Genomic DNA, 13,693 nt, shown 5'->3' on the forward strand with positions numbered 1-13,693 from the left:
TACCGCTCGCCCGCGTCCGCTCGACCGGGCGCTCGAATTCTGCAATCGGGTTGCGCCGTCAGGCCGCGGCCGCATGCGCGTGGCCGCCGACCATGCAGTGCTTGTGCTCGACGTGGTACGCGAATTCGTCCCAGTAGTGCTTGAGCATCCCGCGCACCGGCATCGCCGCCGCGTCGCCGAGCGCGCAGATCGTGCGGCCCATGATGTTCTCCGCAACCGAGTTCAGCAGGTCCAGGTCTTCCTGGCGGCCCTCGCCGTGCTCGATGCGGTTCACGACGCGATACAGCCAGCCCGTGCCTTCGCGGCACGGCGTGCACTGGCCGCACGACTCCTCGTAATAGAAGTACGACAGGCGCAGGAGCGAACGCACCATGCAGCGCGTCTCGTCCATCACGATCACCGCACCGGAGCCGAGCATCGAGCCCGCCTTCGCGATCGAATCGTAGTCCATGTCGGTCTGCATCATGATGTCGCCCGGGATCACCGGCGCCGACGAGCCGCCCGGAATCACGGCCTTGATCTTCTTGCCGCCGCGCACCCCGCCCGCGAGCTCCATCAGCGTCGCGAACGGCGTGCCGAGCGGAATCTCGTAGTTGCCCGGGCGCTCGACGTCGCCCGACACCGAGAAGATCTTCGTGCCGCCGTTGTTCGGCTTGCCCATCTCGAGGTAGTTCTGCGGGCCGACGGCCAGCAGGAACGGCACCGCGGCGAACGTCTCGGTGTTGTTGATCGTGGTCGGCTTGCCGTACACGCCGAAGCTCGCCGGGAACGGCGGCTTGAAGCGCGGCTGGCCCTTCTTGCCCTCGAGCGATTCGAGCAGCGCCGTTTCCTCGCCGCAGATGTACGCGCCGTAACCGTGGTGCGCATGGAGCTGGAACGAGAAGTCCGAGCCCATGATCTTGTCGCCGAGGAAGCCCGCGCGGCGCGCTTCGTCGAGCGCCGCCTCGAAGCGGCGATACACTTCGAAGATCTCGCCATGAATGTAGTTGTAGCCGACGGTGATGCCCATCGCGTACGCGCCGATCGCCATGCCTTCGATCAGCGCATGCGGGTTCCAGCGCAGGATGTCGCGATCCTTGAACGTGCCCGGCTCGCCCTCGTCCGAATTGCAGACGAGGTACTTCTGCCCCGGAAACTGGCGCGGCATGAAGCTCCACTTCAGGCCGGTCGGAAAGCCCGCGCCGCCGCGGCCGCGCAAGCCCGACGCCTTCACGTCGGCGATCACCTGCTCGGGCGGAATCTTTTCTTCGAGGATGCGGCGCAACTGCTTGTAGCCGCCGCGCGCGACGTAATCTTCGAGATGCCAGTTCTCGCCGGTGAGGCCGGCGAGGATCAGCGGTTTGATGTGACGATCGTGGAGGGACGTCATTTCGAGAGCTCCTCAAGCAGCTGGTCGATCTTCTCGCGGCTCATGAGGCTGCACATTTTATGGTTGTTGAGCAGCAGCACCGGCGCATCGCCGCACGCGCCGAAGCACTCGCCTTCCTTCAGCGTGAACTTGCCGTCCGGCGTGGTTTCGCCGAAATCGATGCCGAGCTTCTGCTTCAGATAGGCGGCCGTCGCCTCGGCGCCGCCGTGCGGCCCGAGCTGGCACGGCAGGTTCGTGCAGAGCGTGATCTTGTGCTTGCCGACGGGCGCGAGCTCGTACATCGTGTAGAACGTCGCGACTTCCTGGACCGCGATGGCCGGCATGCCGAGATAGTCCGCGACGAACTGCATCAGTTCGGGCGACAGCCAGCCATGCTCTTCCTGAGCGACGGCCAGCGCCGACATCACAGCGGACTGTTTCTGATCGGCGGGATACTTCGCGATCGCTCGATCGATTTCTTTCAGGCCTTCAGCTGAGATCATTTTCAGACACGACTCTTTCAATTCCTACCGCACGAACAACCTGCCGCATGACCGATGCGGCAGACCTGGCGCTCACTGTTGACAGCTTGTTGCGACGGCGCGCTCGAATGCGCGCCGCGTGTGACTCGCCGCTCGCCACCCGGCCGGGCCGCGAGCGGCGCGACCGTCAGCGGTCGATTTCGCCGAACACGATGTCCTGCGTCCCGATGATCGTGACGGCGTCGGCGATCATGTGCCCGCGCGCCATTTCGTCGAGCGCGGACAAATGGGCGTAGCCCGGCGCGCGAATCTTGAGCCGGTACGGCTTGTTCGCGCCGTCCGACACCAGATAGATGCCGAACTCGCCCTTCGGATGCTCGACGGCGGCGTACGTTTCGCCCTCGGGCACGTGAAAACCTTCCGTGAAGAGCTTGAAATGGTGGATCAGATCCTCCATGTTCGTCTTCATGCCGACACGCGACGGCGGCGCAACCTTGTGATTGTCGGTGATCACGGGGCCGGGATTCTTGCGAAGCCACTCAATACACTGTTTCGCGATACGCGTCGACTGGCGCATCTCCTCGACGCGCACCAGATAGCGGTCGTAGCAATCGCCGTTCACGCCGACGGGGATGTCGAAGTCGAGGCGGTCGTACACTTCGTACGGCTGCTTCTTGCGCAGATCCCACGCGATACCGGAGCCGCGGATCATCGGGCCCGTCAGGCCGAGTTGCAGCGCGCGCTCCGGCGACACGACGCCGATGCCGACGAGACGCTGCTTCCAGATCCGGTTGTCGGTCAGCAGCGTTTCGTATTCGTCGACGCACTTCGGGAAGCGCGTGAAGAAATCGTCGATGAAATCGAGCACCGAGCCCGAGCGCGCCTCGTTCATCTTCGCGAGCGCACGCTCATTGCGGATCTTCGACGCCTTGTATTGCGGCATCGCTTCCGGCAGATCGCGATAGACGCCGCCCGGACGGTAATACGCCGCGTGCATGCGCGCGCCGGACACCGCCTCGTACACGTCCATCAGGTCTTCGCGCTCGCGGAACGCATAAAGGAACACCGCCATCGCGCCGACGTCGAGCGCGTGCGCGCCGATCCACATCAGATGGTTCAGCACGCGCGTGATTTCGTCGAACAGCACGCGGATGTACTGCGCGCGCTCCGGAACGTCGATGCCGAGCAGTTTCTCGATCGCGAGCACGTAGCCGTGCTCGTTCACCATCATCGACACGTAGTCGAGACGGTCCATGTACGGCACGGACTGGATGAACGTCTTGTTCTCGGCGAGCTTCTCGGTCGCGCGGTGCAAGAGGCCGATGTGCGGATCGGCGCGCTGGATCACTTCGCCGTCGAGCTCGAGCACGAGGCGCAGCACGCCGTGCGCGGCGGGGTGCTGCGGACCGAAGTTGAGCGTGTAGTTCTTGATTTCAGCCATGACGCCCCCTTAATGTTTCAGACCGCCATAGCGATCCTCGCGGATCACGCGCGGCGTGATTTCGCGCGGCTCGATCGTCACCGGCTGGTACACGACGCGCTTCTCTTCCGGGTCGTAACGCATTTCGACGTAGCCGGAAACCGGGAAATCCTTGCGGAACGGGTGACCGATGAAGCCGTAGTCGGTGAGGATGCGGCGCAGGTCGGGGTGGCCTTCGAACACGATGCCGTAGAGGTCGAACGCTTCGCGCTCATACCAGTTCGCCGAGCTCCAGATGTCGACGACCGACGGCACGATCGGCAGATCGTCATCCGGCGCGAACACGCGCACGCGCAGGCGCCAGTTGTTCGCGACCGACAGCAGGTGCAGGACGGCGGCAAAGCGCGGGCCGTCGTAGGCGCCGTCGCCGTAGGTTTGATAGTCGATGCCGCAGAGGTCGATCAACTGCTCGAAGCCGAGCGAGCGATCGTCGCGCAGTTGCTTCGCGACTTCGAGGTAATCACTCGCCTTCACGACGAGCGTGAGCTCGCCAACCGCTTCGACGAGGCTCACCGCGCGCGCGCCGAGCGCGGCTTCGAGGTTCGCCTTGAGGGTCTCGATTTTGCTTGCCATGTTGTGGGGTGCTCGATGCTTTATTGACGGGCGATGGTGCTCGTGCGGCGGATCTTCGCCTGCAACTGGATCACGCCGTAGACGAGCGCCTCTGCAGTCGGCGGGCAGCCGGGAACGTAGACGTCGACGGGCACGATCCGGTCGCAGCCGCGAACCACCGAGTACGAGTAGTGGTAGTAGCCGCCGCCGTTCGCGCAGGACCCCATCGAGATCACCCAGCGCGGCTCGGCCATCTGGTCGTAGACGCGGCGCAGCGCGGGCGCCATCTTGTTGCAGAGCGTACCCGCGACGATCATCACGTCGGACTGGCGCGGGCTCGGACGGAACACGACACCGAACCGGTCGAGGTCGTAGCGGGCGGCGCCCGCATGCATCATTTCCACTGCGCAGCACGCGAGCCCGAACGTCATCGGCCATAGCGAGCCGGTACGCGTCCAGTTGATCAGCTTGTCAGCCGTGGTGGTGACAAACCCTTCCTTCAAGACCCCTTCGATACTCATTTGCTTTCCACTCCAGACAGGCGGCGACGCGTGGCCGCCCATGCAAACCGGCGATTAGCCCGTCACTCCCAGTCGAGGCCGCCCTTCTTCCAGATATAGGCAAAGCCGAGCAGGAATTCGAGCAGGAAAATCATCATTGCGACGAAACCGGGCCAGCCGATTTCGCGCAGGGCGACGCCCCACGGAAACAGGAATGCGGTTTCGAGATCGAAGATGATGAACAGAATCGCAACGAGGTAGTAGCGCACATCGAACTTCATGCGCGCGTCCTCGAACGCCTCGAAGCCGCACTCGTAGGGCGCGTTCTTCTCGCTGTCGGGCTTGTTGGGACCGAGGATCTTGCCGATGCTGACCAGCGCTATACCTAAACCAGTGCCCACCAGGAGGAACAACAAGACGGGGTAATAGGCTGCGAGGTTCAAGGCTATCCTCTATTGGTTGGTTCCGAGCGTTCCGGAGAATAACACCGTTCCGGGGAAAGGATCATTTCGGACTACCGGAGAACCCAAGCTGAGCGCAAGGGTAGCCCAGAAATGAAAAATGCCAGCCACACGAAGCGGCTGGCATTAAGTAACTTTGGTGCCGACGGCGAGACTCGAACTCGCACAGCTTTCGCCACTACCCCCTCAAGATAGCGTGTCTACCAATTTCACCACGTCGGCACTGCATGCAACCCGGGAGGAAACTTCGTATCCCGCGAATCGCTTCAAGAACAAAATTCTAACCCGGTTCCCTGAATTGTTCAACGCACAAACGCGTTTTTTTTAAATTTATTTCGGCACGTCCTGACCCGGCGCAGACGCAGCCGACACGGCAGCCGGCGCGGATGCGGCAGGCGCCTGCGATGCGGCGGGCGCCGACGCGGCGGGCGCGGGCGCTGCGCCGAGCACGCCGACCGACGGCGCCGACTTGTACGAGCCGAGGTAGGTCAGCGCGAGCGTTGCGATGAAGAAGATCGTCGCCAGAACCGCCGTCGTACGCGACAGAAAGTTCGCGGAGCCGGTCGCGCCGAAGAGGCTGCCCGAGGCGCCGCTGCCGAACGCCGCGCCCATGTCGGCGCCCTTGCCATGCTGCAGCAGCACGAGGCCGATCACGCCGAGCGCGGACAATAATTGAACCACAATGATCAAGACTTTCAGATACGGCATACATTCACCTGTTTGGTTTCAGGCAACCGGCGCATCTGCCGGCCACCCCGATATTCTTCGTTCTTCGCGCGCGGCCCGCGAACGCTTACTGCGCTGCCCGGCAGATCGCCAGGAAATCCCCGCTCTTCAACGACGCACCGCCGATCAGGCCGCCGTCGATGTCCGGCTGGCCGAACAGTTCGGCCGCATTGTCGGCCTTCACGCTGCCGCCATACAACAGCGACACGTGCTCCGCGCCCTTCGCCGCGAGCCGTCCGCGCAGGAACGCATGTACCTGCTGCGCCTGCTCGGCCGTCGCGCTCCTGCCCGTGCCGATCGCCCACACGGGCTCGTACGCGATGACGACGCGCGCCGCCTCGTCCGACGACAGCACCGCGAGCACCGCGTCGAGCTGCGTGCCGACGACCTGCTCGGTCGCGCCCGCTTCGCGCTCGGCGAGCGTCTCGCCGACGCACACGACGGGCGTCAGCCCCGCGGCGAGCGCGCGCTGCGTCTTCGCCGCGACCGTCTCGTTCGATTCGCCGTGATACGCGCGGCGCTCCGAGTGCCCGACGATCGCATAGGCCGCGCCGAACTCCGCGACCATGCCGGCCGCGACTTCGCCGGTATAAGCGCCCTGCTCGTGCGCGGACACGTCCTGCGAGCCCCACGCGACACGCCCGCCGTGAAGCTGAGCCTGCGCCTGCGCGAGATACGGGAACGGCACGCACACGCCGATGCCGACGTGCTCGCGCACCGCTCGCGCGCCCTGCGCGACTTCGTTCAGCAATGCCTGGTTGCCGCTCAGGCGACCGTGCATCTTCCAGTTGCCGATCACCCGCTTGATTCTTTGTTTCGACATCGTATGTCTCGTCGTGGACGCGCCGAAGCCGGGCGTCGTGTTCATCTGGCGAAGCGAACCCGCGATTTTACTGCGACGCTAGAGAACCGGTCAAACGACCGATGTCAAGCGTTCGCACCCCAATCGAGCACGATCTTGCCGACGTGCTCGCTGCTTTCCATCAGCGCATGCGCGTCAGCGGCCTGCGCGGCCGGCAGCGCGCGATAGACGACGGGCTTCACGCGCCCGTCCTCGATGAGCGGCCACACGCGCGCCTTCAGTTGCGCGGCGATGCGCGCCTTGAATTCGACGGGGCGCGGCCGAAGCGTCGAGCCCGTGATCGTGAGGCGCCGCCGCAGGATCTCGGCCACGTTGATTTCCGACTTCGCGCCGCCGAGGAGTGCGATCACGACGAGCCGCCCGCCGTCCGCGAGCGCCGTCAGTTCGCGCGGCACGTACGCGCCCGCGACCATGTCGAGAATCACGTCGACGCCGCGATCGTGCGTGAGCGACTTCACGACCTCGACGAAATCCTCAGTCTTGTAGTTGATCGCGCGCTCCGCGCCAAGCGTTTCGCAGGCGCGGCACTTGTCGTCCGTGCCCGCAGTCGCGAACACGCGAAAGCCGAGCGCATGCGCGATCTGGATCGCCGCCACGCCGATGCCGCTCGAGCCGCCCTGCACGAGGAGCGTTTCCTGCGCGCCGCCCTCGCCCGCGCCCAGTTGCGCGCGATCGAACACGTTGCTCCAGACGGTGAAGAACGTCTCGGGCAGCGAAGCGGCCTCGATGTCGGTCAACCCCTTCGGCGCCGGCAGACACTGCGCGAGCGGCGCCGCGACGTATTGCGCATAGCCGCCGCCCGCGAGCAGCGCGCAGACGCGGTCGCCGAGCTTCAGGCCGAACGGGTTCGCCGCGGGATCGGACAGATCGCCGCCGACGATCGCGCCCGCCACCTCGAGACCCGGCAGATCCGATGCGCCGGGAGGCGGCGCATAAGCGCCCTTTCGCTGGAACACGTCCGGGCGGTTGACGCCGGACGCCGCCACCTTGATCAGCACCTCGCCGCGCTTCGGCTCCGGCTGCGGCCGCTCCGTCAGCTTCAGCACGTCCGGCGCGCCGAATTCGGTGATTTCGATCGCTTTCATGCACGTCGCTCCAAGATCGTGACGGGTTTGCGCGTGCGATGCCGCACCCCGCAAACCGGTCCATCCTGTGAAAAACGGCCGGCGCGCGTTCGCGCTGCCGGCCGTCGCCCTGCCGCTTACTGCTGCGGCGGCGTGTCCGTCTGGGCGGCAGCTTCGTTCAGCAGCGCCTTCGCCGACAGGCGCACGCGCCCCTTCTCGTCCGTCTGGATCACCTTGACCTTCACCTGCTGGCCTTCCTTCAGGTAGTCGTTGATGTCCTTCACGCGCTCGTTGACGATCTCGGAGATGTGCAGCAGACCGTCCTTGCCCGGCAGCAGGTTCACGATCGCGCCGAAATCGAGGAGCTTCAGCACCGTGCCTTCGTACACCTGACCGACTTCGATCTCGGCCGTGATGTTCTCGATGCGCTTCTTCGCCTCGGCCATGCCTTCGCTGTTCGTGCTCGCGATCGTCACGACGCCGTCGTCCGAAATGTCGATCGTCGTGCCGGTTTCTTCCGTCAGCGCGCGAATCACCGAACCGCCCTTGCCGATCACGTCGCGGATCTTTTCCGGGTTGATCTTGATCGTGATCATGCGCGGCGCGAATTCGGACAGTTGCGTGTTCGCACCCGCGACCGCTTCCTTCATCTTGCCGAGGATATGCATGCGGCCTTCCTTCGCCTGCGCGAGCGCGACCTGCATGATTTCCTTCGTGATGCCCTGGATCTTGATGTCCATCTGCAGCGCGGTCACGCCTTCCGCCGTGCCCGCCACCTTGAAGTCCATGTCGCCGAGGTGATCTTCGTCGCCAAGGATGTCGGTCAGCACCGCGAACTTGTTGCCTTCGAGGATCAGACCCATCGCGATGCCCGCGACGTGCGCCTTCATCGGCACGCCGGCATCCATCAGCGCGAGGCAGCCGCCGCACACCGACGCCATCGACGACGAACCGTTCGACTCGGTGATTTCCGACACGACGCGGATCGAGTAGCCGAATTCGTCGGCGCTCGGCAGGCACGCGACGAGCGCGCGCTTCGCGAGCCGGCCGTGGCCGATTTCGCGGCGCTTCGGCGAGCCGACGCGGCCCGTTTCGCCGGTCGCGAACGGGGGCATGTTGTAGTGGAGCATGAAGCGGTCGCGGTACTCGCCTTCGAGCGCGTCGATGATCTGCTCGTCGCCCTTCGTGCCAAGCGTCGCGACCACCAGCGCCTGCGTCTCGCCGCGCGTGAACAGCGCCGAACCGTGGGTGCGCGGCAGCACGCCCGTGCGGATCTCGATCGGACGCACGGTGCGCGTGTCGCGGCCGTCGATGCGCGGCTCGCCGCCCAGGATCTGGCCGCGGACGATCTTCGCCTCGAGGTCGAACAGGATGTTGCCGACGGTTGCCTTGTCGGCCGCGACCGTGCCGGCCGCCAGCGCGTCTTCTTCCAGCTTCGCCGACGTCGCCGCGTACACTTCCTTCAGCTTCGTCGAGCGCGCCTGCTTGTCGCGGATCTGGTAGGCGGCGAGCAGTTCCGGCTGCGCGAGCTCGGTTACGCGCGCGTTCAGCGCCTCGTCCTTCGGCGCCGGCTGCCAGTCCCACTCGGGCTTGCCGCCTTCGCGCACGAGCTCATGGATCGCGTCGATCGCGGTCTGCATCTGCTCGTGGCCGAACACGACCGCGCCGAGCATCACGTCTTCCGGCAACTGATCCGCTTCGGATTCGACCATCAGCACCGCACGCTCCGTTCCCGCGACGACGAGGTCGAGGCGCGACGCCTTGATCTGCGCGCGCGTCGGGTTCAGCACGTATTCATTGTTCACGTACGCGACGCGCGCGGCGCCGACCGGGCCGTTGAACGGCAGGCCGGACACGGCGAGCGCAGCCGATGCGCCGATGAGCGCCGGGATGTCGGCCGGAATTTCCGGGTTCACCGACAGAACGTGAATCACGACCTGCACTTCGTTGTAGAAGCCCTCCGGGAAGAGCGGGCGCAGCGGCCGGTCGATGAGGCGCGAGGTCAGCGTCTCGTGCTCCGACGGACGGCCCTCGCGGCGGAAGAAGCCGCCCGGGATCTTGCCGGCCGAGTAGGTCTTCTCGATGTAGTCGACGGTGAGCGGGAAGAAATCCTGGCCCGGCTTCGCCGACTTCGCGCCGACGACGGTCGCGAGGACGACGGTGTCCTCGATGTCGACGACGACGGCGCCGCTAGCCTGGCGCGCGATTTCGCCGGTTTCGAGGCGCACCTTGTGCTGGCCCCATTGGAATTCCTTCACGACTTTATTGAACAGAGACATGGTCGCTCCTTTTCGTTCGTTATCGAACGCCGTGCGCGGACGAGGCCGGCGCGGCGATGGCGCGACCGGGCCACATGGGAAGAGGTGTGTTTTTTATGCCATTCCAGCGCCTTGCTCGCCGCCCGGCGTCGTGCGGGACGCGAACAGCGCGCTGGAATGACACAAAGCTCAACCCTTGTGCGCCTGGCCGGTTGTGGGCTTCGACAGCCCGGCGGCAAGCATCGTGCATGCCGCGAAAAAACAAAATGCCTGTATCAGCAGACTGACACAGGCATCTTGCTGGAGGCGAGCAACGCCCCGATTACTTACGCAGACCCAGCTTCTCGATCAGCGCGCGGTAGCGGTCGGCATCCTTGCCCTTGAGGTAGTCGAGCAGCTTGCGACGGCGGCTCACCATGCGCAGCAGGCCGCGGCGGCTGTGGTGGTCCTTCGCGTGGGTCTTGAAGTGACCCGTCAGTTCCGTGATGCGCGCCGTCAGCAGTGCGACCTGCACTTCGGGCGAGCCCGTATCGTTGGCGCCGCGCGCGAACTGAGCAACAACTTCCGACTTCTTGATATCAGCAACAGACATTTGATTTCCTTTCGACTGAACAGGCGGACACGGAAGAAAGGCCGTGCCGTGATTTGCAACCGGCGCGCATTGTAGCACAAGTCGCACGGCCGGCGAACCCCGCCTTCACGGGCGTTTCATGCGGCATGCGGCGGGCGCCGCGTCCCGCGCGGGAGGCAGCTCGTGCACCGTCCGGAACCCGTAGCCCGACCCCGCGTTGTCGAAACGCACGCCCGGCGCGCCGGCGCGATCCATCTCGATCACGTAAAGGGGTTGGATCAACTGGTGATCGGCCGCGCGCATCTGCGCCGGATGGAATCCGTCGTCGTATCGCATTCCTTCGAGCGCCTTCGCAACCGCGACCGGATCGGCCGAGCCCGCACGCGTCATCGCCGCCGCGACCATCTCGACCATCTCGCTCATCCGCCGCACCGGATAATCGTCCTGCGGCGCCGGAAAGCGCGCGCGGAACGCCCGGTAGAACGCATCGGACTGCGCGCCGCCCGCGTTTGGATGCCAGTCGGCGACCGCGAGCACGCGCTTCACGCCCGCGTCGCCGAGCGCGGCGGGCGCGTCCAGACTGTTGCCGTAGAACGTGTAGAACTTCGTCGCGAGCCCCTGCTCGCGCGCCGCCCGCACGAGCAGCGTCAGATCGTTGCCCCAGTTGCCCGTCACGACCGCGTCCGCGCCGCTCGCGCGAATCTTCGCGACATACGGCGCGAAGTCCTTCACGCGCCCGATCGGATGGAACTCGTCGCCGACGATCTCGATGTCCGGCCGGCGCGCCTTCAGCGCGGCGCGCGCGAGCGTGCTGACGTCGTGCCCGAAGCTGTAGTCCTGATTGAGCAGGTAGACCTTCCCCACCGCGCGGTCGCGCGCGAGCACGTCGGCGAGCGCGTCCATTCGCATGCCTGCGTGCGCGTCGAAGCGGAAGTGCCAGAAGCTGCAGTCCCGGCCCGTCAGCGCGGGATCGTCGGCCGAATAGTTGAGGAACAGCGCGCGGCGCCCAGGGTCGCGCGCGTTGTGCTTGTCGAGCGCGGCCACGAGCGCCGCCGCGACGGCCGAGCCGTTGCCCTGCGCGATGAAACCGATCCCCTTGTCGGTCGCCGCGCGCAACTGGACGAGCGCGTCCTCGACGCCGCCCCTGCTGTCGAGCACGACGAGCTCGAGCGGATGGGCGCCGTCGCGCAGCCGCACGCCGCCTTGCGCATTGACGCGCTCGACGCCGAAGCGCAGATTGCGCTCGACCGCCGCGCCCGCGTTCGCGAACGGCCCCGACATCCCCTCGACAAGCGCGATCCGGATCGGCTCGGCCGCCGCAGTGAGCGCCGCGCCGGCCGCCGCGAGCGACGGCAGCATCGTCAGGGATAGCGCCGCCGAAGCGGCGGCGGCAAAACGCATCCAGTAGGAAGACATCGCGTGGTTTCCTGCTCAGTCCGTTCGTCGAGCGCAGGATCATAGGCGAGCGCACGCCAGACGGGCAAGCCGCGCGGCGCGCGGTCGCATCGGCGGACACGTCGCATGACGGGTGCTGGCGCGGATATCGGTCGCCCGGCCGGCCAGCCGATTCGATCGGGTCTGCCGTTCCCGCCCCGCCCGCTCGCGATTGCGATGCACGGCCCGCACCGGGCGCCGGGTCCGCCGAACCGCACCGGAGCACCCCGCCCCGCGGGCGCCGCGGCGCAAACTTTTCCGGGCCGGCACGCGCACGCGAACGCCCGCCGTGATAAAACGTCGCCATTCCCGCCTCATGGAGAAACGCATGTTCGCTCGTCTCCCGGTTCTGTTCGCTTGCGCGGCGGCGCTTCTCGCCGGCTGCGCGCAACCGTGGCAGCAATTTCGCGCCGGCGATGACTCGTCGGCGATCGTCGCCCGAATGGGGCCGCCGCGCGAAGTCTACGATCTGCCGAACGGCGGCAAGCGCCTGATGTGGCCGACGCAGCCGATGGGCGAAGTCACGACGGCCGCCGACATCGACGCCCACGACCGCATCGTCAACGTGCGGCAGGTGCTGCAGCCGCTCGAGTTCTATCGCGCCGAGATCGGCAAGTGGACCAGGACCGACGTGCTCGTGAACTTCGGCCGCCCTGTCGAGACGTCGTACTTTCCGCTGATGAAGCGCGAAGTGTGGACGTACCGCTACCTCGAAGACAACGTCTGGTACATGCTCTACAGCTTCTACTTCGACGACGACGGCATCCTGCGGCTCACGCAAAAGACACCCGACCCGCTGCACGACCCTGATCGCCGCACGCTGTTCTGAGATCTCCCGCCGCCGGCCGCCCGACCGGCGCATCCTTTCAGAAAGTCTACGGAAAGTCATTTGGCGCGCACGGATTCTCAAATGACTTTTTTATCATTTTCTCATTAGCTTTTTAAAATTCTTGTCATTTTTCCTGACGCGCCAATATCCATTCCGCCGCGTCGACGAAATCAAGAACAAAACATCCACCCCTCCCCTCCAGCCCCGCTGGACGGGCATCTCACGCCCATTTCGGTGCGACATGCACCCTTTGCGGCAGCTCGACATTCATGATTGGTGCAATCGTCCGAGCCCCGAAAACAAATTGCAACAAAATATTTCAAGTTGAACTTCCGATTACGAGTTACCCCTAATATCACTCGCAACAACCTTTCAATCTAGAAAGAAATCAGTTCCGCGCCGATGCATCTTTGCGTCGCCGCCATCGCACGCATAGGAAGGAATCCTCAATGAATCGCCCGAAAAGCATGCTCGTCGCCAACATCGCCTGGGCCTGCGAGACGTCCGAGCGCTCGCCCGACTTCTTCGACGCGCTGTCGCGCGGCCAGAACCCGCGCGTGCTGTGGATCGGCTGCGCCGACAGCCGCGTGCCGGCGGAGGCCATCACGCAGAGTGCGCCAGGCGAACTATTCGTTCACCGAAACATCGCGAACATCTTTCAGCCCGACGACGACAACTGCGCAAGCGTGCTCGAGTACGCGGTCAAGGTGCTGAAGGTCGATCACGTGATCGTCTGCGGGCACTACGGCTGCGGCGGCGTGCGCGCGTCGCTCTTGCCTCCGTCGCCCGAGCTGCCGCACGTGAACCGCCGTATCGCGCCGCTGTGCGCGCTCGCCGCACGCCATCGCGCGGAACTCGACGGCGTGCCGCCCGACGAGGCCGCCGACCGGCTCGCCGAGCTCAACGTGCTCGAGCAGGTCCGCCTGCTGCGCAGCTCGCCGATCATCCGCGGCGCCGATCCCGCCCCGCTCGTGCACGGCTGGATCTTCTCGCTCGCCGACGGCCGCCTCAAGGAACTGGCGTCCGGCTACGCGGCGCCCGAACGGCCGCCGCGAGCCGAACGCGCAGAAGCCGCGGCCGCCTGACCGGCCGGCGCCGCGGCACCGCCACCCGGCCTCAACCCGTT

General features: G+C 65.6%; 14 protein-coding genes and 1 tRNA gene. 2 read left to right on the forward strand and 13 right to left on the reverse strand.

Going from position 1 to position 13,693, the window contains the following annotated elements:
• Positions 1 to 58 precede the first annotated feature (58 nt).
• The 13 genes from nuoF to WT16_RS03265 form a co-directional block, all read right to left on the reverse strand.
• Positions 59 to 1,369 (reverse strand): NADH-quinone oxidoreductase subunit NuoF, encoded by a 1,311-nt coding sequence (gene nuoF / locus WT16_RS03205; protein WP_063532703.1) that lies wholly within the window; start codon positions 1,367 to 1,369, stop codon positions 59 to 61.
• Positions 1,366 to 1,851, reverse strand: coding sequence for an NADH-quinone oxidoreductase subunit NuoE (gene nuoE, locus WT16_RS03210; RefSeq protein ID WP_006025106.1), 486 nt, complete (start codon positions 1,849 to 1,851; stop codon positions 1,366 to 1,368). The genes nuoF and nuoE overlap by 4 nt, the downstream gene beginning before the upstream one ends.
• A 166-nt stretch (positions 1,852 to 2,017) precedes the next feature.
• Positions 2,018 to 3,271 carry an NADH-quinone oxidoreductase subunit D gene (locus tag WT16_RS03215; RefSeq protein WP_006025105.1) on the reverse strand — a complete coding sequence of 418 codons (1,254 nt, stop codon included), beginning with the start codon at positions 3,269 to 3,271 and terminating at the stop codon, positions 2,018 to 2,020.
• Between the two features lie 9 nt (positions 3,272 to 3,280).
• Positions 3,281 to 3,883, reverse strand: a complete 603-nt coding sequence (locus WT16_RS03220; RefSeq protein WP_006025104.1) for an NADH-quinone oxidoreductase subunit C — start codon at positions 3,881 to 3,883, stop codon at positions 3,281 to 3,283.
• 20 nt (positions 3,884 to 3,903) lie between these two features.
• On the reverse strand, positions 3,904 to 4,383 hold the full coding sequence (locus tag WT16_RS03225; protein WP_004186402.1) for an NADH-quinone oxidoreductase subunit B: 480 nt from the start codon (positions 4,381 to 4,383) through the stop codon (positions 3,904 to 3,906).
• 62 nt (positions 4,384 to 4,445) lie between these two features.
• Positions 4,446 to 4,805 (reverse strand): NADH-quinone oxidoreductase subunit A, encoded by a 360-nt coding sequence (locus WT16_RS03230; RefSeq protein WP_009911791.1) that lies wholly within the window; start codon positions 4,803 to 4,805, stop codon positions 4,446 to 4,448.
• Between the two features lie 155 nt (positions 4,806 to 4,960).
• Positions 4,961 to 5,045, reverse strand: a tRNA-Leu gene (locus tag WT16_RS03235).
• Between the two features lie 108 nt (positions 5,046 to 5,153).
• Positions 5,154 to 5,531, reverse strand: coding sequence for a preprotein translocase subunit SecG (secG, locus tag WT16_RS03240; RefSeq protein WP_063532704.1), 378 nt, complete (start codon positions 5,529 to 5,531; stop codon positions 5,154 to 5,156).
• Between the two features lie 85 nt (positions 5,532 to 5,616).
• Positions 5,617 to 6,417 (reverse strand): triose-phosphate isomerase, encoded by an 801-nt coding sequence (gene tpiA, locus WT16_RS03245; RefSeq protein WP_197486449.1) that lies wholly within the window; start codon positions 6,415 to 6,417, stop codon positions 5,617 to 5,619.
• Between the two features lie 59 nt (positions 6,418 to 6,476).
• A complete protein-coding gene (locus WT16_RS03250) occupies positions 6,477 to 7,496 on the reverse strand; it encodes an NAD(P)H-quinone oxidoreductase (RefSeq protein ID WP_063532705.1) in 1,020 nt (339 codons plus the stop codon).
• Positions 7,497 to 7,612: 116 nt separating this feature from the next.
• On the reverse strand, positions 7,613 to 9,754 hold the full coding sequence (gene pnp, locus WT16_RS03255) for a polyribonucleotide nucleotidyltransferase (RefSeq protein WP_006025098.1): 2,142 nt from the start codon (positions 9,752 to 9,754) through the stop codon (positions 7,613 to 7,615).
• A gap of 301 nt (positions 9,755 to 10,055) precedes the next feature.
• Positions 10,056 to 10,325 carry a 30S ribosomal protein S15 gene (gene rpsO / locus WT16_RS03260; protein ID WP_004185828.1) on the reverse strand — a complete coding sequence of 90 codons (270 nt, stop codon included), beginning with the start codon at positions 10,323 to 10,325 and terminating at the stop codon, positions 10,056 to 10,058.
• A 105-nt stretch (positions 10,326 to 10,430) separates the two neighbouring features.
• Positions 10,431 to 11,720: a branched-chain amino acid ABC transporter substrate-binding protein gene (locus WT16_RS03265; RefSeq protein WP_063532706.1), complete on the reverse strand. Its 1,290-nt coding sequence runs from the start codon at positions 11,718 to 11,720 to the stop codon at positions 10,431 to 10,433.
• Positions 11,721 to 12,066: 346 nt separating this feature from the next.
• Between WT16_RS03265 and WT16_RS03270 the strand changes: the two genes are divergently transcribed.
• Positions 12,067 to 12,567, forward strand: coding sequence for a hypothetical protein (locus WT16_RS03270; protein ID WP_009911785.1), 501 nt, complete (start codon positions 12,067 to 12,069; stop codon positions 12,565 to 12,567).
• Between the two features lie 449 nt (positions 12,568 to 13,016).
• Positions 13,017 to 13,652: a carbonic anhydrase gene (locus tag WT16_RS03275; protein WP_059934734.1), complete on the forward strand. Its 636-nt coding sequence runs from the start codon at positions 13,017 to 13,019 to the stop codon at positions 13,650 to 13,652.
• Positions 13,653 to 13,693: the final 41 nt, after the last annotated feature.

The organism is Burkholderia sp. MSMB1589WGS, assembly GCF_001636105.1.
GTDB lineage: Bacteria > Pseudomonadota > Gammaproteobacteria > Burkholderiales > Burkholderiaceae > Burkholderia > Burkholderia humptydooensis.

Coding starts and splice junctions, on each gene's coding strand:
- nuoF (WP_063532703.1), bottom strand. CDS start 1,369: ATGACGTCCCTCCACGATCGTCACATCAAACCGCTGATCCTCGCCGGC.
- nuoE (WP_006025106.1), bottom strand. CDS start 1,851: ATGATCTCAGCTGAAGGCCTGAAAGAAATCGATCGAGCGATCGCGAAG.
- WT16_RS03215 (WP_006025105.1), bottom strand. CDS start 3,271: ATGGCTGAAATCAAGAACTACACGCTCAACTTCGGTCCGCAGCACCCC.
- WT16_RS03220 (WP_006025104.1), bottom strand. CDS start 3,883: ATGGCAAGCAAAATCGAGACCCTCAAGGCGAACCTCGAAGCCGCGCTC.
- WT16_RS03225 (WP_004186402.1), bottom strand. CDS start 4,383: ATGAGTATCGAAGGGGTCTTGAAGGAAGGGTTTGTCACCACCACGGCT.
- secG (WP_063532704.1), bottom strand. CDS start 5,531: ATGCCGTATCTGAAAGTCTTGATCATTGTGGTTCAATTATTGTCCGCG.
- tpiA (WP_197486449.1), bottom strand. CDS start 6,417: ATGAACACGACGCCCGGCTTCGGCGCGTCCACGACGAGACATACGATG.
- WT16_RS03250 (WP_063532705.1), bottom strand. CDS start 7,496: ATGAAAGCGATCGAAATCACCGAATTCGGCGCGCCGGACGTGCTGAAG.
- pnp (WP_006025098.1), bottom strand. CDS start 9,754: ATGTCTCTGTTCAATAAAGTCGTGAAGGAATTCCAATGGGGCCAGCAC.
- rpsO (WP_004185828.1), bottom strand. CDS start 10,325: ATGTCTGTTGCTGATATCAAGAAGTCGGAAGTTGTTGCTCAGTTCGCG.
- WT16_RS03265 (WP_063532706.1), bottom strand. CDS start 11,720: ATGTCTTCCTACTGGATGCGTTTTGCCGCCGCCGCTTCGGCGGCGCTA.
- WT16_RS03270 (WP_009911785.1), top strand. CDS start 12,067: ATGTTCGCTCGTCTCCCGGTTCTGTTCGCTTGCGCGGCGGCGCTTCTC.
- WT16_RS03275 (WP_059934734.1), top strand. CDS start 13,017: ATGAATCGCCCGAAAAGCATGCTCGTCGCCAACATCGCCTGGGCCTGC.